Origin of the sequence: Roseomonas marmotae (genome assembly GCF_017654485.1) — a bacterium.
GTDB lineage: Bacteria > Pseudomonadota > Alphaproteobacteria > Acetobacterales > Acetobacteraceae > Pseudoroseomonas > Pseudoroseomonas marmotae.
In genome coordinates, this window is record NZ_CP061094.1 from 296990 (window position 1) to 319992 (window position 23003).

General features: G+C 69.5%; 19 protein-coding genes. 11 read left to right on the plus strand and 8 right to left on the minus strand.

Annotated elements, in window-relative coordinates:
* Positions 1 to 5: 5 nt before the first annotated feature.
* From IAI58_RS20020 to IAI58_RS20030, 3 genes are all read right to left on the minus strand, one after another.
* Positions 6 to 350: a Na+/H+ antiporter subunit C gene (locus tag IAI58_RS20020; RefSeq protein WP_207446236.1), complete on the minus strand. Its 345-nt coding sequence runs from the start codon at positions 348 to 350 to the stop codon at positions 6 to 8.
* Positions 350 to 3226 carry a monovalent cation/H+ antiporter subunit A gene (locus IAI58_RS20025; protein WP_207446237.1) on the minus strand — a complete coding sequence of 959 codons (2877 nt, stop codon included), beginning with the start codon at positions 3224 to 3226 and terminating at the stop codon, positions 350 to 352. Before IAI58_RS20025 ends, IAI58_RS20020 begins: the two co-directional genes overlap by 1 nt.
* Before the next feature lie 78 nt (positions 3227 to 3304).
* On the minus strand, positions 3305 to 3769 hold the full coding sequence (locus tag IAI58_RS20030) for a PTS sugar transporter subunit IIA (RefSeq protein WP_207446239.1): 465 nt from the start codon (positions 3767 to 3769) through the stop codon (positions 3305 to 3307).
* A 559-nt stretch (positions 3770 to 4328) separates the two neighbouring features.
* On the opposite strand from IAI58_RS20030, the gene IAI58_RS20035 reads away from it, so the two are divergent.
* From IAI58_RS20035 to IAI58_RS20060, 6 genes are all read left to right on the plus strand, one after another.
* Positions 4329 to 5399, plus strand: a complete 1071-nt coding sequence (locus IAI58_RS20035) for an ABC transporter substrate-binding protein (RefSeq protein ID WP_207446240.1) — start codon at positions 4329 to 4331, stop codon at positions 5397 to 5399.
* Positions 5400 to 5487: 88 nt separating this feature from the next.
* On the plus strand, positions 5488 to 6327 hold the full coding sequence (locus IAI58_RS20040; RefSeq protein ID WP_207446241.1) for an ABC transporter permease: 840 nt from the start codon (positions 5488 to 5490) through the stop codon (positions 6325 to 6327).
* The gene (locus IAI58_RS20045; protein WP_207446242.1) at positions 6324 to 7112 is read left to right on the plus strand and encodes an ABC transporter permease; all 789 of its coding nucleotides are present in this window, start codon (positions 6324 to 6326) and stop codon (positions 7110 to 7112) included. The genes IAI58_RS20040 and IAI58_RS20045 overlap by 4 nt, the downstream gene beginning before the upstream one ends.
* Positions 7113 to 7115: 3 nt before the next feature.
* Positions 7116 to 8186 (plus strand): ABC transporter ATP-binding protein, encoded by a 1071-nt coding sequence (locus tag IAI58_RS20050; protein WP_207446243.1) that lies wholly within the window; start codon positions 7116 to 7118, stop codon positions 8184 to 8186.
* Between the two features lie 25 nt (positions 8187 to 8211).
* Positions 8212 to 9570: an LLM class flavin-dependent oxidoreductase gene (locus IAI58_RS20055; protein WP_207446244.1), complete on the plus strand. Its 1359-nt coding sequence runs from the start codon at positions 8212 to 8214 to the stop codon at positions 9568 to 9570.
* 82 nt (positions 9571 to 9652) lie between these two features.
* Positions 9653 to 10867, plus strand: coding sequence for an MFS transporter (locus IAI58_RS20060; protein WP_207446245.1), 1215 nt, complete (start codon positions 9653 to 9655; stop codon positions 10865 to 10867).
* A gap of 12 nt (positions 10868 to 10879) precedes the next feature.
* On the opposite strand, the gene IAI58_RS20065 is transcribed toward IAI58_RS20060, so the two are convergent.
* The 4 genes from IAI58_RS20065 to IAI58_RS20080 are packed head-to-tail and all read right to left on the minus strand — an operon-like array spanning position 10880 to position 16369.
* On the minus strand, positions 10880 to 11806 hold the full coding sequence (locus tag IAI58_RS20065; protein WP_207446247.1) for a CobW family GTP-binding protein: 927 nt from the start codon (positions 11804 to 11806) through the stop codon (positions 10880 to 10882).
* Positions 11806 to 13287, minus strand: coding sequence for an amidohydrolase family protein (locus IAI58_RS20070; protein ID WP_207446249.1), 1482 nt, complete (start codon positions 13285 to 13287; stop codon positions 11806 to 11808). Before IAI58_RS20070 ends, IAI58_RS20065 begins: the two co-directional genes overlap by 1 nt.
* 5 nt (positions 13288 to 13292) lie before the next feature.
* Positions 13293 to 14882 carry an ABC transporter substrate-binding protein gene (locus tag IAI58_RS20075; protein ID WP_207446251.1) on the minus strand — a complete coding sequence of 530 codons (1590 nt, stop codon included), beginning with the start codon at positions 14880 to 14882 and terminating at the stop codon, positions 13293 to 13295.
* 11 nt (positions 14883 to 14893) lie between these two features.
* Positions 14894 to 16369, minus strand: coding sequence for a M81 family metallopeptidase (locus IAI58_RS20080; RefSeq protein ID WP_208776255.1), 1476 nt, complete (start codon positions 16367 to 16369; stop codon positions 14894 to 14896).
* An 82-nt stretch (positions 16370 to 16451) separates the two neighbouring features.
* Here IAI58_RS20080 and IAI58_RS20085 point away from each other — a divergent pair, with 82 nt between their 5' ends.
* The gene (locus IAI58_RS20085) at positions 16452 to 17120 is read left to right on the plus strand and encodes a helix-turn-helix domain-containing protein (protein ID WP_207446253.1); all 669 of its coding nucleotides are present in this window, start codon (positions 16452 to 16454) and stop codon (positions 17118 to 17120) included.
* A gap of 118 nt (positions 17121 to 17238) precedes the next feature.
* On the opposite strand, the gene IAI58_RS20090 is transcribed toward IAI58_RS20085, so the two are convergent.
* A complete protein-coding gene (locus tag IAI58_RS20090) occupies positions 17239 to 17742 on the minus strand; it encodes a MarR family winged helix-turn-helix transcriptional regulator (RefSeq protein WP_207446255.1) in 504 nt (167 codons plus the stop codon).
* A gap of 89 nt (positions 17743 to 17831) precedes the next feature.
* Here IAI58_RS20090 and hmgA point away from each other — a divergent pair, with 89 nt between their 5' ends.
* The 4 genes from hmgA to IAI58_RS20110 all read left to right on the plus strand — a co-directional run bounded on the left by hmgA (position 17832) and on the right by IAI58_RS20110 (position 23002).
* Positions 17832 to 19187 (plus strand): homogentisate 1,2-dioxygenase, encoded by a 1356-nt coding sequence (gene hmgA, locus IAI58_RS20095; protein WP_207446257.1) that lies wholly within the window; start codon positions 17832 to 17834, stop codon positions 19185 to 19187.
* Positions 19188 to 19199: 12 nt separating this feature from the next.
* On the plus strand, positions 19200 to 20534 hold the full coding sequence (gene fahA, locus IAI58_RS20100) for a fumarylacetoacetase (protein WP_237182328.1): 1335 nt from the start codon (positions 19200 to 19202) through the stop codon (positions 20532 to 20534).
* 60 nt (positions 20535 to 20594) lie between these two features.
* The gene (maiA, locus tag IAI58_RS20105) at positions 20595 to 21227 is read left to right on the plus strand and encodes a maleylacetoacetate isomerase (RefSeq protein WP_207446439.1); all 633 of its coding nucleotides are present in this window, start codon (positions 20595 to 20597) and stop codon (positions 21225 to 21227) included.
* A 74-nt stretch (positions 21228 to 21301) separates the two neighbouring features.
* Complete coding sequence (locus IAI58_RS20110; RefSeq protein ID WP_207446259.1) at positions 21302 to 23002, plus strand: FAD-dependent oxidoreductase; 1701 nt, start codon at positions 21302 to 21304, stop codon at positions 23000 to 23002.
* Position 23003 lies beyond the last annotated feature (1 nt).

The window sequence follows — 23003 nt, forward strand, 5'->3', positions numbered from 1 at the left end:
GCCGCTCACCGGTCCTGTCCCTTTCCGTCCACATGGTCGCTGCCGGTCAGGCCGCGCGCGGCCAGCATCACCACCAGGAAGAGGGCGGTGGTGGCGAAGCCGATGACGATGGCCGTCAGCACCAGCGCCTGCGGCAGCGGATCGGCATATTGCGACGGGTCTCCGGCCGTGCCCGGCGCCAGTACCGGCGGCGCGCCCACGGGGAAGCGGCCCATGCTGAAGATGAAGAGGTTGACGGCATAGGAGAGCAGCGAGAGGCCGATGATGACCTGGAAGGTGCGTGGCCGCATCAGCAGCCACACGCCCGAGCCACCGAGCATGCCGATGGCGAGTGCGAGGATGAGTTCCATCAGTCGTCCTCCCCCGCGGTGACCAGGGCCCTGACGGGAGGCGCGGTCCGCTGGCTGCGCACCGACTGGTGGGCGATGGCGATCAGCATCAGCACCGTCGCGCCGAAGACCAGGGCGAAGACGCCGAGGTCGAAGAGCACGGCACTGGCCAGCGGCAGCTTGCCCAGCAGGCCGAGATCCGCATAGGCAAAGTAAGAAGTGAGGAAGGGCTGGCCGAAGGCGATGGCCGCCGTCCCCGTGCCCGCCGCCAGCAGGAGCCCGGTGCCCATCCAGCGCAGCGGATGGACGCGCAGGTGGTCCTCCACCCAGCGCGTGCCGCCGGCCATGTATTGCAGCAGGATGGCGATGGACATCATCAGCCCTGCCGCGAAGCCGCCGCCCGGCAGGTCATGCCCGCGCAGCAGCAGGAAGACCGCGACGACGCCGATGACGGGGAAGAGCAGGCGCATGATCACGCCCGGCACCAGCAGCCAGTTGCCGATATTGCCCTGTTGCTGTTCCGGCACCCCGATGCTTTCCGGCGCCGGCCGGAAGCGGCGCAGCAGCGCGAAGACCGTCAGCGCCACGATGCCAAGCACCGTGATCTCGCCCAGGGTGTCGAAGCCGCGGAAGTCCACCAGGATGACGTTGACCACATTGGTGCCGCCGCCCTCGGTATAGGCGCGCTCCAGGAAATGGCGGGAGATGCCATCGGGGGAGGGGCGCGTCATGGTGGCGTAGGAGAGGGCGGTGAGCCCCGCCCCGGCGCCGAGGGAGATCAGGAAGTCCCGCGCCCGGCGCAGCCGGGCCGGCAGGCGGCCCGAGCCCGCCTGCTCCGTGCGCTTGGGCAGCCAGCGCAGCCCCAGCAGCAGCAGCACGGCCGTCACCACCTCCACCAGCAGCTGCGTCACGGCGAGGTCGGGCGCGGAGAACCAGACGAAGGTCAGGCAGGTCACCAGCCCGGCGCCGCCGAGCAGGATCAGTGCCGCCAGCCGGTGGTACTTGGCCTGATAGGCGGCGCCGATGGCGCAGGCGGAACCCACCACCCACATCAGCGCCACGGCCGCGTCGGCCCCCGTCAGCGCCACGTCGCCCGGGCGGAGCCCATACTGCCAGAGTGCCCAGCCGGCGGCCAGGAAGGCCACGCAGACCATCAGCCGCAACTGCATCTGCAGCCCGCTGGTGCCCAGCAGCCGTTCCAGCCGGCGGGCGAAGCGCCAGGAGAGGAAGACCATCGTCTGGTCGAAGATGCGGCGGCCATCCAGCCCGCTGAGCAGCGGCGTGCCCTCGATCCCCGCGTTCAGGTGCCCCTGCAGCAGGCGATAGAGCAGCACGCCGCCGGCCAGCGCGATCAGGCTCATCACCAGCGGAAGGTTGACGCCGTGCCAGACGGCCAGGCTGTAGCTCGGCGCGGCCTCGCCCAGCACGGAGCGCACCGCCACGTCCAGGAATGGCCCGACGGTGGCGGCGGGCAGGATGCCCACGACCATGCAGACGAAGACCAGGACCTCCACCGGCAGCCGCATCCATTGCGGCGGCTCATGCGGGGTGCGCGGCAGGTTGTCGGTATCCGGGCCGAAGAATGCGCCGTGGATGAAGCGCAGCGAATAGGTCACGGCGAAGATGCCGGCCACCGTGGCGGCCATCGGCAGGATGCTGTGCAGGACGGTCGGCACGTTCGAGGCGGTCAGCGCCTCGGTGAAGAACATCTCCTTGGAGATGAAGCCGTTCAGCAGCGGCACCCCCGCCATGGCCGCCGCGGCCACCAGCGCCAGACGCGCGGTGAAGGGCATGGAGCGGTTGAGCCCCGAGAGCCGCCGGATATCCCGGGTGCCGGTCTCGTGGTCGATAATGCCGGCGGCCATGAAGAGCGAGGCCTTGAAGGTCGCGTGATTCATGGTGTGGAAGATGGCGGCCACCAGCGCCAGCTCGCTGTTGAGGCTGAGCAGCAGGGTGATCAGGCCCAGATGGCTGATGGTCGAATAGGCCAGCAGACCCTTCAGGTCGTGCTGGAAGATGGCGACATAGGCGCCGAGCAGCAGCGTGATGAGCCCGGCGCTGCCGAGGATCCAGAACCATTCATCGGTGCCCGCCAGCACCGGCCAGAGCCGCGTCATCAGGAAGATGCCGGCCTTCACCAGCGTCGCCGAATGCAGATAGGCCGAGACCGGAGTGGGCGCCGCCATGGCGTGCGGCAGCCAGAAGTGGAAGGGGAACTGCGCGCTCTTGGTCAGGGCACCCAGCAGGATCAGCACCAACGTGACCAGGTAGAGCGGATGGCCGCGCACGGCCTCCCCGGAGGCGAGCACGACATCCAGGTCATAGCTGCCGACGATATGGCCGAGCAGCAGCACGCCCGCGAAGAGCGCAAGGCCGCCGCTGGCGGTGACCGTCAGCGCCATGCGGGCGCCGTCCCGCGCCTGGGCGGAATGATACCAGTAGCCGATCAGCAGGAAGGAGAAGAGGCTCGTCAGCTCCCAGAAGAAGACCATCTGGATCAGGTTGCCGGAGAGCACCAGCCCCATCATCGAGCCCATGAAGGCCAGCAGGAAGGCGAAGAAGCGCGGGATCGGGTCGTCTTTCGACATGTAGTACCGCGCGTACAGCACCACGAGGAAGCCGATCCCCGTGATCATCACCGCGAAGATCGACGCGTAGCCGTCCATCCGCAGGATGAGGTTCAGCCCGAGTTCCGGCACCCAGGGGATTTCGAACCGTGCCACGCCGCCCCGGGAGATGCCGGGGTAGAGGAGCCACACCATGAGCAGGGACAGCGAGGCCGCGCCGCCGGCCAGCCAGGCTTCGAGGTTACGGGCGTTGGCAGGCAGCAGCGCGGCGATCAGCGCGGCGAGATAGGGCAGAAGGATCGCAGCCGAGAGGTAAAAGGCGTCGGGCATCGGGCGCCATGCACTCCATGAAGTCCGGGGGGCAGCGCCCGTCGGGGCGCGGCGGGGGCATCAGGGGGACAGGCAGGTTCAGATTTCCCCGGCCTCGTCGGCGGATCGCAGCAGGGAGAGCGCCTCCTCCGCCGACCTGGCGCGCCGGAGCTGGCGGGGGAGCTGGTCGTTGCGGAGCACGCGGCAGATATTGGAGAGCGCCGGCAGGAAGCCTTCCGAGGCTTCTTCCGGCCATAGCACCAGGAAGACGAGGTCCACCGGCTCGCCATCCCGGGCATCGAACTCGATGGGGCGGGTCAGGCGGGCCAGGATGGCGAGCTGCGTCCCCAGCCCTTCCAGCCGGGTATGCGGCATGGCGACGCCGCGCCCGAGGGCGGTGGAGCCCAGCTTCTCCCGCGCCAGGAGGGCATCCAGGATCTCCTCCCGGCTCCGCGACACGCGGGCGGCGGCCTCGGTGGCCAGCATCTCCATCAGGTCGGTCTTATTGGTCGGGCTGAGACTCAGGATGCCATCTGCGGCGGGGAACAGGTTGGCGATCACCATATTATTCTTCTCCAAGTGCGGCAGCTCTGCCCGAGCCAGATTAACCATTGGCCATGAATATCAGGCACCCTTACCCTTAGGCCCCCGCCCGAACCAACCCCGATAATGGAGCTGCCGCACGGAACCGGCGGACACCGGAACGGCCGGACCGGCGGCCATGAGGCCCGCGGAACGACAGGACGGCGGCTGGAATAGCCTTGGGCAGGCCCGCAGCCCCATCTGGTTTCGCCTCTGTCGTAGCACAATAGCAGGGGACTGGCTGACGGGGGCGGGAGCGGGCCGTTATCGCGCTCCACCAGTCCGTTGCAGCGCCGTCACGGCCTGGCGCGCGGGCATGACGCACATGCACGGCACCCGCGCATCCTCCCCTCCCGAAGGCGCGTATCGTGCCGGAAAACAAGGCATTTCCGGTACTGGTAGAGGAATTTCCTGCCATTTCGGGGTTGAGTTCACAGTCTCTTGTGGTCTAGGCCCCGGCAGCCGCGGCGGTTGGTGGTTTGCGGCGAAGTTCCGCGCTGCCTCGCGCAGGCGGATGGTCAGGTCAGCAGGGGTTCCCTCGATGTCTTTCTCCCGTCGCTCCGCCTTGCAGGCGTTCTCGGCCATTGGCGCCGCCGGCCTCCTGGCCCGCCCGGCCCTGGCCCAGACCCGCACCCTGACCGTCTCCACCTGGGGTGGCGTGACCGAGGAAGGCCTCAAGGCCTATGTCCAGCCGGAATTCGAGCGGCTGACCGGCGCGAAGCTGGCCTATGACATCGGCGGCCAGGGCGCGCGCTACAACAAGCTTCTGGCGCAGCGCGCCAATCCGCCGGCCGACGTCTTCTTCTCCACCGACGAGGGGGTGGTCGCCGGCCAGAAGGCGGGCGTGCTGGTGCCGGCCAGCCGCAAGGGCGTGCCCAACATCGCCGATATCGAGGACTGGGCGATGTCCGTGAAGCGCGGCACGACGGATGAGACCATCGCCGGCGCGCCCTATACCCTCATCGCCTATGGCATGGGCTACAACCCGGAGAAGGTGAAGGAGCCCGTGACCAGCTGGGCCGATCTCTGGCGCCCGGAATTCCAGGGCAAGCTGGCCTTCGCCTCCCCCGTGCACAGCCAGATGCCGGCCTTCGTCATCCTGGCGGCCGAGATGGCCGGCGGCTCCATTGATAACGTTGATCCCGGCTTCAAGAAGCTGGCGGAGCTGAAGCCCTCGAAGCTGACCGTCTTCTGGACGGACTGGGCCCCGCTGGCCAAGAGCGGCGACGTCACCCTGGGGACGGAGTTCGACTACTACATCGAGACGATGAAGGATCAGAACTATCCGATGGAATACGTGGTGCCGAAGGAGAAGGGCATCGCGGTCCCGGAATATGTCTCCGTCGTCAAGGGCAGCAAGAACCAGGAGCTGGCGGAAGCCTTCCTGAACCTGATGCTGGACCCGAAGGTGCAGGCCTCCTTCGCCGCCAGCACCTATTCCGGCACCACCAACCGCAAGGCCGTGCTGCCGGAGGCGGTGCGCGCCCGCTGCGCCTGCGGCGCCACGGTGGATCAGCTGCGCTTCTTCGACCCCGAGCTCTTCGCGGCCAAGCGCGCCCTCTGGACCGAGCGCATGAACCTCGAAGTCGTGCCGAACTGGCAGGCCCGCTGATCATCTCGCGACACCGGGGGGAGAGGCCTCCCCCCGGCCATGGACGGATTCAGGTGCTTTTCACGATGTCCCGGCCGGCTCCCCACCGATGATTGGCGCGCGCTTCACGCATTGGCTGCTGCTGCTGCCCAGCCTGCTGCTTCTCGTCCTGCTGCTCGGCCTGCCGCTGGTGGCGATGCTCGGCACCGGGCTCCAGCCCAATGTGCTGCTGGATTTCGAGGGCCCGGCCCTCGACAACTACGCCTATCTCCTCTCCCGCTCGTACTACCTGCAGGTGATCTGGCGGACCCTGCGCATGGCGGCCGAGACGACCCTCTATGCCATCCCGCTCGGCTACCTGGCGGCGATGCTGTTGCAGGGCCTTTCCGGCCGCGCCGGCAACCTGGCCATCATGGGCCTGACCTTCCCCATCCTGGCGGGGCCGCTGACGGTGGTGCTGGGCTGGATGGCGCTGCTGGCCGATGGCGGGCCCTTCATCGGCCCGCTGGTCAGCGCCGGGGTGATCCCGCCGCTGCGCCTGCTGGGCACCGAGGCAGGCGTGGTCATCAGCCTCGTGCAGTTCGTCCTGCCCTTCACGGTGCTGACCCTCTTCACCGGGCTGCGCCAGATCCAGCCGCAGATGCATGAGGCAGCGCGCAGCCTGGGCGCCGGGTCCACCGCGCGCTTCCTGCACGTCACCCTGCCGCTCAGCCTGCCCTCCGTGCTCTCGGCCAGCATCATCACCTTCTCCCTGGCCGCCAGCAGCTTCATCTCGCCGCATTACCTCGGCGGGGCGGGGCAGCTCACCCTCACCACCCTGGTCTCGCAGTTCATCATGGCGACCTTCAATGCCGAGCTGGCCGCGGCGGCCGCGGGCCTGCTGCTGCTGCTGATGCTGGCCTCCGTGGTCGCCATCACCGCCCTGCTCGGGAGGCTCATCCGCCCATGAGGACCCTCGGCAGGCTGGCGGGCGGGTTCTATCTCGTCCTGCTCTACCTCTTCGTGGCGGGGCCGCTGCTCTTCGTCATCGCCACCTCCTTCAATCCCGCCACCAGCTTCCCGGCGCAGTTCGAGGGGCTGACCCTCTCCTGGTACGCCGCCATCCTGAAGCGGCCGGAATTCCTGACGGCCACCTGGACCAGCGCCCTGGTCGCGGCGCTGGCGGCGGCGCTGGCGGTGGTGGTCTCCTTCCTCGCCGCCTATGCGCTCAGCCGGAAGGGCGGGCCGGGCGGCAATGGCGCCATGGCGACGCTGCTGGCCAGCCCGCTGCTGGTGCCGCAGGTGGTCATCAGCCTGGCCATCCTGCAACTGGCCAGCGCCTGGGGCGTCGGCACGGGCTTCTGGGGGCTGGTGGCGGCGCATGCCGTCTATGTCATGCCCTTCGCGCTGCGGCTGATCCTGACCGGCCTCGCGCGCTTCGACTTCGCGGTGGAGGAAGCCAGCCGCAGCCTGGGCGGCAGCCCGCTGGCCACCTGGCGGGAAGTGACGCTGCCGCTGCTGCGGCCCAGCATCGTGGCGGGCTTCACCTTCTGCTTCATCCTCTCCTTCGTGAACCTGCCGCTCTCGCTGTTCCTGACGGGGCCCGATACGGCGACCCTGCCGATCGTGATGTTCGCCTACATCGAGTCCCGCATCGACCCGATGATCGCCGCCGTCGCCTCCCTCATCGTGCTGGCCGCCGGCACCGCCACCATCCTGCTGGACCGCTTCCTGCACGTGCGGCTCGTGGACTGAACAATGCCTGAACTCGTCCTCTCCCACGTCACGCGCCGCTTCAGCGGACATACCGCCGTGGACGACCTCTCCCTCACCGTGCGGGACGGCGAATTCGTCTGCCTGCTCGGACCCTCGGGCTGCGGCAAGACCACCACGCTGCGGATCATCGCGGGCTTCGAGCGCGCCGATGCCGGCCGTCTGACGCTGGATGGCGCCGACATCACTCACCTGCCGCCGGAGAAGCGGGAGATCGGGCTGGTCTTCCAGAGCTATGCCCTCTTCCCGCACAAGACCATCGCCGAGAATATCGGCTTCGGCCTGAAGATGCGGGGGCGCCCGCGCGCCGAGATCGACCGCGCGGTGGAGGAGGCGCTCGCGCTGGTACGGCTGGAGGGGCTCGGCGGCCGCTATCCACGCGCGCTCTCCGGCGGGCAGCAGCAGCGCGTGGCCCTGGCCCGCGCGCTCGCCATCCACCCGCGCCTGCTGCTGATGGACGAGCCGCTCTCCAACCTCGACGCCCAGTTGCGGGAGGAGATGCGGAACGAGATCCGCCGCATCCAGCAGAGCCTCGGCATCACCGCCGTCCTGGTCACGCATGACCAGTCGGAGGCCCTGGCCATGGCCGACCGGATCGCCGTGATGGCCAAGGGGCGGCTGCAGCAGATGGCCAGTCCCGCCGAGATCTACGAGGCCCCGGCCACCGCCTTCGTCGGCGGCTTCATCGGCCAGGTGAACGCGCTGGACGGCATGATCGAGAGCGCCGATGCCCGAGGCGCCGTGCTGGCGACGGCCAATGGCCTGCGGCTGGCCGGGCAGGGGACGGATCTCGCCCCCGGCGCCGGGGCCCGCGCCATGGTGAAGCAGGAGCGCCTCTCCCTCACCCGCGCCGAGCCCGTGCAACTCCCGAACCGCTTCCCCTGCCGGGTGGCGGAACGGACCTATCTTGGCGGCAGCATCGCCTATCGCTGCGAGGCCGCCGGCCTGTCGCTGACGGCCCTCCTGCCGAACCACCCGCTCTTCGAGAGCTTCGCGCCGGGCGATGAGGGCTGGATCGGCTGGGCCGCCGCCGACTGCGCCTTCTTTCCCCGTTGAACGCCCGTCGCACGGAGTAACTGCCATGACCAGCACGCGACGCCAGGGCCAGATGAAGCTCGGCGCCTTCTTCCACCCGACCGGCCACCATGTCGCCGCCTGGCTGCACCCGGATGCGCAGATCGACGCCGGCACCAATTTCCGCCACTACGCGCGGATGACGCAGGCGGCGGAGCGGGCGAAGTTCGACCTGGTCTTCCTGGCCGATGCCGCCGCCACCCGCGCCGGCAACACAAAGGCCCTGCGCCGCTGGCCGCAATACATGGCCTATTTCGAGCCGACGACGCTGCTCTCCGGCCTCGGCGCGCTGACGGAGCGGATCGGGCTGGTGGCGACCGCCACGACCAGCTTCAACGAGCCGTACAACATCGCCCGCCGCTTCGCCTCGCTGGACCATATCAGCGGCGGCCGCGCGGGGTGGAACATCGTCACCTCCTCCAACCGGGCGGAGCCCTTCAACTACGGGCAGGAGAAGCTGCCCGCGCATGCCGACCGCTACGGCCGCGCGCGGGAATTCGTCGAGGTGGTGAAGGGCCTCTGGGACAGCTGGGAGGATGACGCCTTCCTGCGCGACCGGGAGCAGGCGCTCTATTTCGACCCGGACAAGCTGCACACCCTCGACCACCACGGGCAGTATTTCGACGTGCGCGGGCCGCTGAACGTGGCGCGCCCGCCGCAGGGCTATCCCGTGCTGGTGCAGGCCGGCTCCTCCGATGCCGGGCGGGACTTCGCGGCCGGGACGGCCGAGATCGTCTTCACCGCGCAGACCGAACTGGCGCAGGCGCTGGCCTTCCGCCAGGACCTCGATGCCCGCATGGCGCGCTTCGGCCGCGACGCGGACCAGCTGAAGGTCATGCCCGGCCTGAACCCCATCATCGGCCGCACCGAGGAAGAGGCGCGGGAGAAGCACGCCTATCTGCAATCCCTGATCCACCCGGATGTGGGCCGCGAGCTGCTCTCCCCCGAGCTGGGCGGCATCGACCTCTCCAACGTGCCGGTGGATGAGCTGCTGCCGGAGAACCTGATCGACGACAGCGTGGACAGCAGCAAGAGCACCTTCCAGCGCGTGGCCGACATGGCGCGGAAGGAGAAGCTGACCGTCCGCCAGATGTACGAACGCTACGGCGGCGCGCGCGGCCAGCGCACCGTCATCGGCACGCCCGTGCAGATCGCCGACCAGATGGAGGAGTGGTTCCGCGCCGGGGCCGTGGACGGCTTCCTGATCCAGCCGGCGGTGCTGCCGACGGGGCTCGACGAGTTCATCGCGACCGTCATCCCCGAGCTCCAGCGCCGGGGCCTGTTCCGCACGGAATACGAGGGCGCCACCCTGCGCGAGAATCTCGGCCTGCACCGGCCGGCGGGGCGCTACGCCCGGGGCCGGTAAGGCCATACGCCGGGGCGGGATATCGCCGCCCCGGCCAGTCTCGGGCATCATGCCGCCGTCACCACGGCGCGGAGTCCCGGAGTTGAACAGCAAAGCCGCCAACCTCGCCCTGATCACCGTGGCACAGGTGCTGGCGCTCTCGCTCTGGTTCGCCGGCACCGCCGCCGGGCCGGGCATCGCGCGGGAGGCCGTGAGGATCGGCCCCGGCTACCAGGCGCTGCTGACCGGCGCGGTGCAGGCCGGCTTCGTGCTGGGCACGCTGGCCAGCGCCATCCTGGCCCTGCCGGACCGCTACGACCCCCGCCGCGTCTTCGCGGCGGCAGCGTTGCTGGGCGCGCTCTCCAACGCCGCCATCCTGGCGATGCCGGCGGGGGCCGATGCCGCCATCGCCGCGCGCTTCGCCACGGGCATGGCGCTGGCGGGGGTCTATCCCGTGGGCATGAAGCTGGCCGCCGGCTGGGCGGACCGGGGCGATACCGGGCTGGTCGTCGGGCTGCTGGTGGGCGGGCTGACGCTCGGCTCGGCCTCCCCGCATCTGACCATCGCGGCGGGCGGGCTGCACTGGCCGCTGACCCTGGGCGCCGCCTCCCTGGCGGCGGTGCTGGCCGCCGGGATGATCGGGCTGACGCGGCTGGGACCGCGCCATGCCTCCACCTCCCGCTTCGATCCCGGCGCGGCGCTGCGCCTCTGGCGCAACCGGGGCACCCGGCTTGCGACCCTCGGCTATCTCGGCCACATGTGGGAGCTCTATGCCATGTGGGCCTGGGTCGGGCTCTACCTGGCCGCCAGCTTCGCGGCCTGGGACGGCGGGGCGCGGGCGGAGCCGGCCGGCGCCGCGCTCGCCACCTTCTGCGTCATCGCCATCGGCGGGCTGGGCTGCGTCGCCGCCGGGCTGCTGGCGGACCGGCTGGGCCGGGTGCGGATCACGGTCGCGGCCATGGCGGTCTCGGCCGCCTGCTGCCTGCTGGCCGGCCCCGCCTTCGGGCTGCATCCGGCGGTGACGACCACCCTCTGCCTGGTCTGGGGCATCGCCGTGGTGGCGGATTCCGCGCAGTTCTCCGCCAGCGTGGCCGAGCTGTCCGAACCCGGCCTGACCGGCACGATGCTGACGATCCAGAACTCCCTGGGCTTCGCGCTGACGCTCGTCACCATCCACGTCATGCCGATGCTGGTGGAGGGCGTGGGATGGAGCGGCGCCTTCGCCTTCCTGGCCATCGGGCCGCTGCTGGGCTGCATCGCCATGCTCCGCCTGGGGCGCAGCCCGCTGGCGGCGCGGCTGGCGGGGGGGCGCGGCTGAGGCCGCCGCCGCTCAGGCGCGGCAGGATTCCAGCAGGGCGGTGGTGGCCTCCGGTCGCAGCCGCCCGTTCTCGGCGATCAGCACCAGCCGCACCGGCGCCGCATCGGGCGAGGGGGGAGGGGCCGGGCTGAAGGTGGCGCGCTGCCCGACCATCTGGAACAGCATCGGCTGCCCCTCGCGCCCGGCGAATTGCAGGATGCCCTTGGCCCGCACCAGCCGCGGCGCCAGCCGGCTGACCGCCGCCTGGAAGCGCGGCAGCGAGAGGGGCGCGTCGGAGGTCCAGCTCATCGTCTCGAAGCGCGGCGTGCTGAAGCGGGAGGGTGCGGCGGGAATGCTGCCCCGCCAGGGGTCGCCGGTGAAGAACAGCTCCGGCGGCACCGCGCCCTGCACGGCCTCCAGGATGGTGCAGCCGGGCCGCGCTGCATCGAGGCGGGGGCGCAGCGCGGCCAGCTCCTCCGCGCTCACCTCGTCCACCTTGTTCAGCACGATGATATCGGCGGCGCGCAGCTGGGACTGGCAGAGCGGGTCCTGCAACAGCGCCGGCCGGTCCGCCAGGGCCCGCGCATCCGCCAGGCAGAGCACGGCATCCAGCGCGGCCTCCCGCCAGATCACGGGGTCCATCAGGCTGCGGACGATCTCGGCGGGGTCGGAGACGCCGCTGGTCTCGATGATGATGCCCTCCGGCACCGGGTCCTGCCGCAGCAGCAGGCCGAGGGTGCGGAGCAGGTCGCCCTGCAGGCTGCAGCAGATGCAGCCATTCTGCAGCGCCACCACGCCATCCGCACGCGCCGAGAGCAGCTCGGCATCGATATTGATGGCGCCGAAGTCGTTCACCACCGCCGCCAGCCGCCGCCCGTGCGGCTGGGTCAGCAGGTGGTTGATCAGGGTGGTCTTGCCGGCACCCAGGAAGCCGGAAACCAGCAGGACCGGGATGGCCATCAGCGCCGGACCGGACGCCCCGGCCGCGCCGCCGGGTCCAGCTCCCCGTCACGGATCACGGACTGGCCGTTGACCAGCACGTGACGCATGCCCTCGGCCGGGCGGTTCATGGCCTTGAAGTCGGCGCGGTCGATCAGGGTGCCGGCATCGAAGACGACGATATCGGCGTCGCAGCCCGGTTGCAGGCGGCCCTTGCGGCGCATCTGCGGCGTGCTCTCCTCCAGGATCTGCGCGGGGATCAGCGTGCATTTCCGCACGCCTTCCAGCAGCGACATGGTCTGCCGGTCGATCACCCATTGCCGCAGGAAGCGGGTGAAGGTGCCGGAGGACCGGGGGTGGGAGGAAGCCTCGGCCGGCAGCGGCCAGGCATCGCCCGTGTAGACGCCGCCATCCGGCATGGTCCAGGGCATGGCGTCCGAGGCGATGGCGCCGTCGGGATAGAGGATGGAGACATCCAGCAGGTCGCGGTGCTTCGGCTCCACCTCCACATCCAGGAAGTGGAAGAGCACGAGGGAGCCGGGGTTCTGCTCCTGCGCCGCCACCAGCTCCTCCCGGTCGCGGAAACGGTGGCCGCTGTCGACCATCTGCACCGCGCCGTAGTCGCGCCCCGTGCGCTCGGGGAAGGCGGGGTCGCTGAAGAAGACCGCGCCCAGCACCGTGGAGCCGGAGCCGTAGGGATAGGCCTCGACCGTGATCTTCAGCCCCTGGTCCTGCGCCTTGCGAACGAGCTGCGCGGCGCGTTCCACATCGAGCAGGCTGGTGCTGTTGAAATGGCAGATATGCATATGCGCGCCGGTCGATCCGGCATAGCCGATCAGCCGCGTATAGGCCTCGATCGAGCTCATCGGGTCGACATTCGACATATACGCGACATGCGTATAGGTCGGCACGCCCCGATCCGCCGCGAGGCTGCAGATCAGCGACATCTCCTTCACGCCCGTGCCGGGGGCATAGGCATTGGGCAGACCGATGCCGATGCCGCCCTCGTCCAGCCCTTCCCGCACGCGGCGCAGCACCTCGGCCACTTCCGCGTCGCTGGCCACGCTGTCGGCCCAGCGCTTGTCGCGCATGGCGCGGCCCATGAAGCCGAGGTCGGGTTCCGGCTCCAGCCCCGTCATGGCGGCGATGCGGGCGAAGACCCAGGCGACGGCGGTGCCGTAGTTCAGCACCCGCCCGCCCTGCGCCTGCGCCTCGTACCAGGCGCCGACCGGCAGAACGCCGACCTCCAGCTCCAGCGAGGTGGTGACGCCGTCGAAAGCCTGCATGCGGTCGGCCGGGATGGACTGGCCATGCGCGTGCAGGTCGATGAAGCCGGGCGCGACCGCCAGCCCGGCTGCCTCGATGACGCGCGCGGCCTCACCCTCCACCCGGCCGACGGCTTCGATGCGGCCGTCGCGGATGGCGACATCGCCCACCGCGTCCAGCCCGGTCTCGGGGTCCAGCAGCCGGCCGCCGCGGATGATGAGGTCGTATCGCGCCATGATGCTCACGCCTTCCGCAGGTTCCAGAAGACCGGCGCCGTGCCGGGCAGGATATCCCTGACATTGCTGCGGAAAGCCTGCTGGGACAGCGTGGTGCCCAGCGGCACATAGGGCACGCTGCGGAAGGCCTCGCGCTCCATCTCCGCCGCCATCGCCTTCTGCGCCGCCGCGTCGGGCGCGGAGAACCAGGCGGTCCGCAGCTCCTCCAGCTTCTCGCTGGTGTACCAGCCGGCCCAGCCGGCCTTGCCGTTGCCGCGCAGGGCGAGGTGCGAGGCCGGGCTCATGAACTCGGCGGCGACGGCGGTGGTGTGGAAGATGTTCCAGCCGCCTTCCTCCGGTGCCTTCTGCGAGGCGCGGCGGGCCAGCACGGTGCCCCAGTCCGTCACCACCAGCTCGACATTCATGCCGAGGCGCTGCAGCAGGTCGGCCGCCATGTCGCCGAGCGGCGCCAGCGCGGGATTGTCGCTGGGCGAGATGATGACGACCTTGCGGCCGTCATAGCTGCTGGCCTTCAGCATGGCGCGCGCGGCGTCCAGGTTGGCCTCCATCGCCTCGCCGCCCGCGCCGGTGGAGAGCGGCGTGCCGCAGGGGAAGAAGGCCTTGCACTCGCTGAAGAGTTTCGGATCGCCCACCATGGACTGCAGGAAGTCCGGCTGGTTCACCGCATGCAGCACCGCCTGCCGCACCTTCACGTCGTCGAAGGGCGGGTAGAGATGGTTGAAGCGCAGCAGCACGTAGATGCCGATCGGGTCGCGCTCGGTGATGGTGACGTCGCGCGCACGGCGCAGGATTGGCAGCAGGTCGGGCATGACGACCTCCAGCCAGTCCACCTGCCCGGTCTGCAGGGCGGAGACGGAGGTGGAGGCGTCGGGGATGACGCGCCATTCCACCCGGTCCACATGCACATGCTTGCCGCCGGCCGCACCATCGGCCGCCTCGCCGCGCGGCACATAGCCGTCGAAGCGCGCATAGGCCGCCATGCTGCCCGCCACCCACTCATCCTTCAGGAAGCGGAAGGGGCCGGAGCCCACAGCCTCGCGGATCTGCTCCTGCGGCGAGGTGCTGGCCAGGCGCTCCGGCATGATGAAGGGCACGGGGCTGGAAAGCTTGCCCAGCGCCTCGGCCAGCAGCGGGAAGGGGGCCTTCAGCCGGAAGCGCAGCCGGCGGTCGTCCAGCGCCGAAAGCTCCTCCGTCTGCGCCATCAGCGTGGCGCCGAAGCCGTCCCGCGCCGCCCAGCGGCGGATGCTGGCCACGCAGTCGCGCGCCCGCACCGGCTCCCCGTCATGGAACTTCAGGCCCTCGCGCAGCCGGATGGTCCAGGTGCGGCCGTCATCCGTGACCTCATGGCCCTCCGCCATCTGCGGCTGGATGCGGAACTGCGAATCCATCGCGTAGAGCGTGTCGTAGACCATGTAGCCGTGGTTCCGCACCACGTAGCCCGTGGTCCAGATCGGGTCGAGCGCGCTGAGATCGGCGCTCGGCACGAAGCGGAGGGTCCTGTCCCCGGATTGCGCCAGGGCGGGGCGGGCCAGGCTGGGCGCCATGACGGCGGCGGCGGTGCCGGCCAGGATGGCGCGGCGGGTCGGTGCGAACATCACGGAAGTCCTCAGGCCTGGTTGGTGAGGGCGAAGGGGTCTGCCACGCGCGGCCAGTAGGGGCGGGTACGCTTGGTGAAGGGAATTTCAGCGAATTCCGGAGGAATGGCGCCGGGCGCGGAAACATAGCGGATCTCCCGCGCCACGGGGGCGAAAGCCGCGTGGAAATGCTGCGTGGATTTCACCACGACCACCGCCTTGTCCTCCAGCGTGATGCCGAGGCCGGTGAAGGCATCCGGCGCGAAGGTCTGCTGCCGCTTGGTGACGAGCACGATGTCGATGCCGTCGGCCGAGATCCAGGCGCTGGGCCCGAAGTTGGCGCGCCCGCCGCTGAGCCCGGTCTGGCTGAAATCCGCGTCCAGCTTCCGCACCGTCACCATCAGGTCCACCGGATCGCCCGAGGCCGGGCCGCATTTGCCGCCGACGCGCAGCAGGAAGCTCGCGCCTTCGCCCGCCTCCATGCAGAACTGCACGGCGATGGGGTCCCAGAAGCAGCCGATGACGGCGCCCCTGACGCCACGGTCCACCAGCCGGCGCAGGATGGCGGTATTGTCGGACGGCGCGCCGCCGCCGGCATTATCCGCCACATCCGCCAGCACCATCGGGCCGCCGCTGCCGGAGAGGGCGTGGTCGATGCCCTCGTCGATCGTGTCGTGGCGGGTGGCGGTCGCCTCCCGCATCGCCCAGACCTCCTCGCCCAGGCGGGTGGCGAGGGCTTGCGCCTTCGCCATGTCGCCATCGGCGACCACCAGCATCTTGGCGCCGACTTCCTCGACATCGCCCCAGGGGAAGCCATGGCCGAAGGAGACGGAGAGGATGCCGTCCTTCCCCTCCAGCGCCGCCATCCGCGCCACGAAGTCGCGCATCGGCTGCTCCGGCGTGCGCCACATGCTGACCATCCGGCAGTCATGATAGGCCATCACGGGCGAGATCTCGCCGGCGGCGGCGCGGGTGCAGAGGGTGTACAGCTCCTCCGCCCGCTCCGCGATATCGGTATGCGGGTATTCCTTGAAGGTGATGATGACATCAGCGCTGGTCCGCATCAGCTCCGTCAGGTGGCAATGCAGGTCCAGCTCGATGCCGATCTTCGCCTTCGGCCCGACGATCTCGCGGATATGCGCGAGGGTGTCGCCCTCGCAGTCGTCATAGCCATGCGCGACCATGGCGCCGTGCATGAAGAGCAGCACGGCATCCACCGGCCCGGCGCGCCGCAGGTCCTCCAGCATCATGTCCCGCAAGCCTTCGTAGACATGCCGGAGCGTCGTGCCGGCGGGCTGCGCGAAGGTGCAGAGGCTTTCCACCAGCTCATGCCCATCGGCCTCGCCGCGCCGGCGCCAGGTGATCAGCGGGATATTGCCGACGGTCGGCGGATGCCGGCTGCCGTCGTCCCGGTACCAGACCCGCCCCTCCTTGAACCCGGCCCAGCCCGTGGGGATGGGGGAGAAGGTGTTGGTTTCCGTCGCCAGGGTCGCCATGAAGATCTTCAACTGTCCGTCTCCGGTCCGGTAGGGGATTTACGATGGGTCAAAATTTAGCGGATAGTGAATTGCAATGCGTGGAGACGTCAACATGGCCCGGTCTGGAATGGCGCCCCGTCCGTCCCTGGGAGAGTCCCTCCGGGCCGCGCGGCTGGCGCAGAACCTGACCCTGAAGGAGGTCAGCGCCCGCTCCGGCCTTGCCATCTCGACCCTCTCCAAGGTGGAGAACGGGCAGATGTCGCTGACCTACGACAAGCTGCTGCAACTGAGCGAGGGGATGCGCATCAGCGTCGCGGCCCTTTTCGGAACCCTGCCCGCCGCGCCGCGCCCCGTGATGGCGCGCCGCAGCATCAGCCGCGGCGGGCAGGGGCGGCGGGTGCAGACCCCGTGCTACGAATATCTCTACCAGTTCACCGATCTGGCCCGGAAGCGCATGCTGCCGGTCATGGCGCGACTGGAGGCGCGCAGCCTGGCCGAGTTCGGCGAGCTGATCCGCCATGACGGAGAGGAATATTTCTACGTCCTGCGCGGCCGCGTGATGGTGCATACCGAGTTCTACGCGCCGGATGTGCTGGAGGAAGGCGACGGCATCTACCTCGATAGCAGCATGGGCCACGCCTATCTGAACGCGGGGGACGAACCCGCGCTGGCGCTCGTCGTCTGCTCCGGCGTGGACCCCGAGCTGGACGATGCGCTGATCGCGCTGCTGGGCGGGCACCTGGAGCCGCGGGAGGACGTGGGCCCGCGCGCACGGCGCTGAGGCCGGAGGGACCAGGGGGCCGCATTATCCCGCATAATGAAGGTTATGTAAAATTCCTGGTTGCAGGTGCTTCGAGAAGGCACGTTTGCATCACGGCAAGCGGCGCCCCGGGGAAGAACTAAGCCTCTTCTTCGCCTGTCATCGAATGCTCCTTATCCGCACGGGCGATCTTTCGGGTGCGACGACCTATCTTGTCCAGGATCACGCCGAGTTGCCGCTGCTCTGCTTCGGTCAGTGCCGCGGACAGTGCCGCTTGCAGCTCCCGCGCCAAGGGCACGATCTCTCCGTAGACGGCGCGTCCCTGGCGGCTGAGCTGTAGGATCTGTGCCCGCTGGTCCTTCGGGTGGGACCGGCGCTCCAACAGCGCCTTGTCTGCCAGGCGGATCACGGCCCGGCTGACCCTCACCCGGTCCATGGCGGTATGCTCGATCACCTGCTGGGTGGACAGTGTCCCGTGCTGCCCCACCACCGCCACCACGCGCCATTCCGGGATGCTGAGCCCGAAACGCTCCTGGTAGCGTGTGGCAAAGAGGCTACTGACCTCCTCCGTCACCACGGACAGGCGATAAGGCAGGAAATCCTGCAGGATCAGCGGTTCGACAGCGGACTTGCTTCGGAACATGCTTTCAGCTTTTCATCTCATATGAGACGTTATAGAACAGGCCAACGGGACGGAGAACCAGTCCGGCGGCCCGTGGGAGGACCAACAGGATGAAGGTATCCGTAGGGCCCGGCACCGCCGCCGCGCAAGCAGCCCCACCTGGCAGCACCGGCTACCTGTCCGGCTTCGGCAACGGCTTTGAGACGGAGGCGCTGCCCGGCGCGCTGCCGATCGGCCGCAACTCGCCGCAGAAATGCGCCTATGGGCTTTATGCGGAGCAGCTTAGCGGCTCCCCCTTCACCGCGCCGCGCGCGACCAACGAGCGTTCCTGGCTCTATCGCATCCGCCCCACCGTCACGCACTGGGGGCAGTTCCGGAAGGTCGATGCCGGGCTGTGGCGCACCGCGCCCTGCGCCGAGGTGGACATGCCATTGGCCCCGCTGCGCTGGGACCCCATCCCGCTGCCGCAGGAGAGCCTGTCCTTCCTGGAGGGTATCCGCACCGTTACCACGGCGGGGGATGCCGGGGCGCAGTCGGGCATGGGCTCGCATGTCTATCTCATCACCCGCTCCATGCGGGACGAGTATTTCTACAACGCCGATGCCGAGATGATGTTCGTGCCGCAGCAGGGTTGCCTGCGGCTCTGGACCGAGTTCGGCATCATCGACCTCGAGCCCGGCGAGATCGCGGTCATCCCGCGCGGCGTGAAGCTGCGGGTGGAGCTGCGGAACGGGCAGGCGGCGCGCGGCTATCTCTGCGAGAACTACGGGGGCGCCTTCACCCTGCCGGAGCGCGGCCCGATCGGCGCCAACTGCCTGGCCAATCCGCGCGACTTCCTCACCCCCGTCGCCGCCTATGAGGACCGCGACGCGCCGTCCACCATGACGGTGAAGTGGGGCGGCAACCTCTGGCAGGCGGAGCTGCAGCACTCGCCGCTGGACGTGGTGGCGTGGCACGGCAACTACGCACCCTACAAATACGACCTGCGCCGCTACTCGCCGGTCGGGCCGATCCTGTTCGATCACACCGACCCGTCGATCTTCACCGTGCTGACCTCGCCGTCCGAGACGCCGGGCACGGCCAATATCGACTTCGTCATCTTCCCCGAGCGCTGGCTGGTGGCGGAGAATACCTTCCGCCCGCCCTGGTACCACATGAACATCATGAGCGAGTTCATGGGCCTGATCTATGGCGTCTACGATGCCAAGACCGGCGGCGGCTTCGTCCCCGGCGGCTTCAGCCTGCACAACTGCATGCTGCCCCATGGCCCGGACATGAATGCCTTCGAAGGCGCCAGCAACGCAGAGCTGAAGCCGCACAAGCTGGAAGGCACGCTGGCTTTCATGTTCGAGACCCGCTTCCCGCAGCGCGTCACCCGCTTCGCCGCCGAGGCCCCGCAGTTCCAGAAGGACTATGCCGCCTATGGCCTGGGGCTGCGCAAGCACTTCGACCCCTCGCGGCCGTAAGGATCGACAACCTTGAGCGACAGCCTGGCGCCCTCCCATCCCGCCCTCGACGCCACCCACGACCCCGCACTGCGGAGCTGGGCGCGGGGTGCGGACGGGCATGCCGATTTCCCGATCCAGAACCTGCCCTTCGGCATCTTCACTCCGACAGGCCGGGCGGCGCCGCGCGGGGGCGTCGCCATCGGCGACAGCATCCTCGATCTCGCCGCCGCCCTCGACGCCGGGCTCTTCTCCGGCGCGGCGGCAGAGGCGGCCCGCGCCGCCTCGGGCGAGAGCCTGAACGGCTTCCTGGCGCTCGGCGCCGGTCCGCGCCGCGCGCTGCGGGCCCGGCTCTCCGAGATCCTCGCGGCCGGCAGCCCGGACCAGCGGAAGGCCGAGGCCTGCCTGCATCCGGCGGCGGATTGCACGCTGCACCTTCCGGCGCGGATCGGCGACTACACCGACTTCTATGTCGGCATCCATCACGCCACCAATGTCGGCAAGGTGTTCCGGCCCGACAACCCGCTGCTGCCCAACTACAAATACGTACCCATCGGCTATCACGGCCGCGCCTCCTCCATCCGCGTCAGCGGCACCGATCTGCGGCGGCCCCGGGGCCAGCTGAAGGCGCCGGATGCCGAGACGCCGCGCTTCGCGCCCTGCGAGCGGCTGGATTACGAGCTGGAGCTGGGCATCTGGATCGGCCCCGGCAATGCACTGGGCGAGCCGGTGCCGGTGGCCAAGGCCGAGGACCACATCGCCGGCTACTGCCTGCTGAACGACTGGTCCGCGCGCGACATCCAGGCCTGGGAATATCAGCCGCTGGGGCCTTTCCTGGCGAAAAATTTCGGCTCCACCATTTCCGCCTGGGTGGTGACGCCGGAGGCGCTAGCGCCCTTCCGCATCGCCCAGCCCGCGCGGCCGCAAGGCGACCCCGCCCCCCTGCCCTACCTCCTGGACGAGGCCGACCAGCGCCGGGGTGCCTTCGACCTCGTGCTGGAAGTGCTGATCTCCACGTCGGCGATGCGCGAGAAGGGCCTGGCGCCGCACCGCGTCGCCCTGTCCAACACCCGGCACATGTATTGGACCGTGGCGCAGATGGTAGCGCACCACACCAGCGGCGGCTGCGACCTGAACTCGGGCGACCTGCTGGGCTCCGGCACCGTCTCGGCGCCCGATGCCAGCGGCTTCGGCAGCCTGCTGGAGACCACGCGCGCCGGTAAGGAGCCGGTCCAGCTGCCTTCCGGCGAGACGCGCCGCTTCCTGGAGGATGGCGATGAGGTGATCCTGCGCGCGCGCGCCGCGCGGCCGGGCGCCGCCTCCATCGGCTTCGGAGAATGCCGTGCCCGCATCCTACCCGCGGCCTGAGGAGGAAGATGCCCTCATGCGGCCAGTCAACATGTCCAGCACCGCGCCGGGATGACCATGATGCGCCTGCACGGCTATTTCCGTTCCTCTGCCGCCTGGCGGGTGCGCATCGCGCTGAACCTGAAGGGGCTGCAGGCCGAGCAGGTGTTCCACCACCTGCGCCATGGCGGGCAGCGGGCGCCGGACTACCTGGCCCTGAACCCGCAGGGGCTGGTGCCGGCGCTGGAGACCGACAGTGGCGCGGTGCTGACCCAGTCGCTCGCCATCTGCGAGTGGCTGGAGGAAGGCTGGCCGGAGCCGCCGCTGCTGCCGGCGGGGCGGGACGAGCGGGCGGCGGTGCGGGCCTTCTCCCTGGCCATCGCCTGCGACATCCACCCCGTGCAGAACCTGAAGGTGCTGGCTCGGCTGCGGCAGCAGGGCCTGCCGGAGGCCGAGGTCACGGGCTGGGCACGCTGGATCATTCAGGACGGGTTGGAAGCCTGCGAGGCCATGCTGCGCAGCCAGCCCGGCCCCTTCTGCTTCGGTGCAGCCCCGACCCTGGCGGATCTTTGCCTGGTGCCGCAGCTCGGAAATGCCCGGCGCTTCGGCTGCGACCTTTCCAGGCTGCCGCGGCTGATGGCGGCGGAAGTGGCCTGCGCCGCCCTGCCCGCCTTCGCTGAGGCGGAACCGGACAAGCAGCCCGACGCGGAGTAACATCGCCCCCGGCAGGCCCGGGGCAATCACCATAACCCAAATCCACCGCAAGAACGTGGACTGGGGAGGAAATCATGAACATCGGCCCGGAAGCGACGGTGGACTACCAGAGCCTGGTGCTGAACTACGCGCGGTCGGCGGATCAGGACGCGGCGGCGCCGGCGCATCACCCCGTGGTGGTGGTGGGCGCCGGCCCCGTCGGCTTGACGGCGGCGGTCGACCTGGCGCAGCAGGGCGTTCCTGTCCTGCTGCTCGATGACGACGACCGGCTCTCCACCGGCTCCCGCGCCATCTGCTTCGCCAAGCGCACGCTGGAGATCTGGGACCGGCTGGGCTGCGGCCAGCGGATGGTGGACAAGGGCGTCACCTGGAACCAGGGCAAGGTCATCTTCCGCGAGGACCCCGTCTACAGCTTCAACCTTCTGCCAGAGGCCGGGCATCATCGCCCGGCCTTCATCAACCTGCAGCAGTATTACGTCGAAGGCTTCCTGCTGGAGCATGCGCTGACGCTGCCCAACCTGGAGATCCGCTGGAAGAACCGGGTGGAGGCGCTGGAGGCTGAAGCGGATGGCGTCACGCTGCATATCGCCACGCCCGAGGGCAGCTATGACCTGCGCTGCGACTGGCTGGTGGCGGCGGATGGCTCGCGCAGTCCGATCCGCAAGGCCATGGGGCTGGAGAGCAAGGGACAGACGTTCCGCGACCGTTTCCTGATCGCCGATGTGCGGATGGAGGCGGATTTCCCCTCCGAGCGCTGGTTCTGGTTCGATCCGCCCTTCCACCCCAACCAGTCCGTGCTGCTGCACCGGCAGCCCGATGGCGTCTGGCGCATCGACTTCCAGCTGGGCTGGGACGCCGACCCGGTGGCCGAGCGGCAGCCGGAGCGCGTCATTCCCCGCGTGCAGGCACTGCTGGGCAAGGACACGCGCTTCGAGCTGGAATGGGTCAGCGTTTATTCCTTCTCCTGCCTGCGCATGGAGCGCTTCCGGCATGGCCGCGTGCTCTTCGCGGGGGACAGCGCGCATGGCGTCTCACCCTTTGGTGCCCGCGGCGCCAATGGCGGCGTGCAGGACGCCGAGAACCTGGCTTGGAAGCTGCGCCTGGTGGTGGAGGGACGCGCGCCGGAATCCTTGCTGGACAGCTACGACATCGAGCGCGCCTTCGCCGCTGACGAGAACATCCGCCATTCCACCCGCAGCACCGATTTCATCACACCGAAGAACGAGGCGAGCCGCGCCTTCCGCGACGCCACGCTGGAACTGGCGCGGGATTGCGGCTTCGCCCGCCGGCTGGTGAACAGCGGCCGGCTCTCGGTGCCCAGCATCTACCGCGATAGCGCGTTGAACACGCCGGATGGCGGGAATGACAGTTTCGCCGGCGCGCTGGTGCCCGGAGCCCCCGCCGCCGATGCGCCGGTGCGCGACGGTGATGGCGAGGGCTGGTTCCTCTCCAAGCTCGGCACCGGCCAGTTCATCGGCCTCTATTTCAGCGATGGCAGCGAGATGAACCCGGTGCGGCTGGAGACCCTGCGCGGCCTCACGGCCGGCAGCCTGCCGGTGCGGCTGGTGCTGGTGGAGCCACAGGGCCTGCGGCCAGGCCGGACCGATGGCCTGCCGGTGCTGGAGGATGCCGAGGGGCTTCTGGCGCAGCGTTATGACGCGCGCCCCGGCACCTTCTACCTGCTGCGCCCTGATCACCATGTCTGTGCCCGCTGGCGGCATTTCGACCAGGACCAGCTGCGACAGGCGCTGGCCCGTGCCACCGGCCATGCGTGAG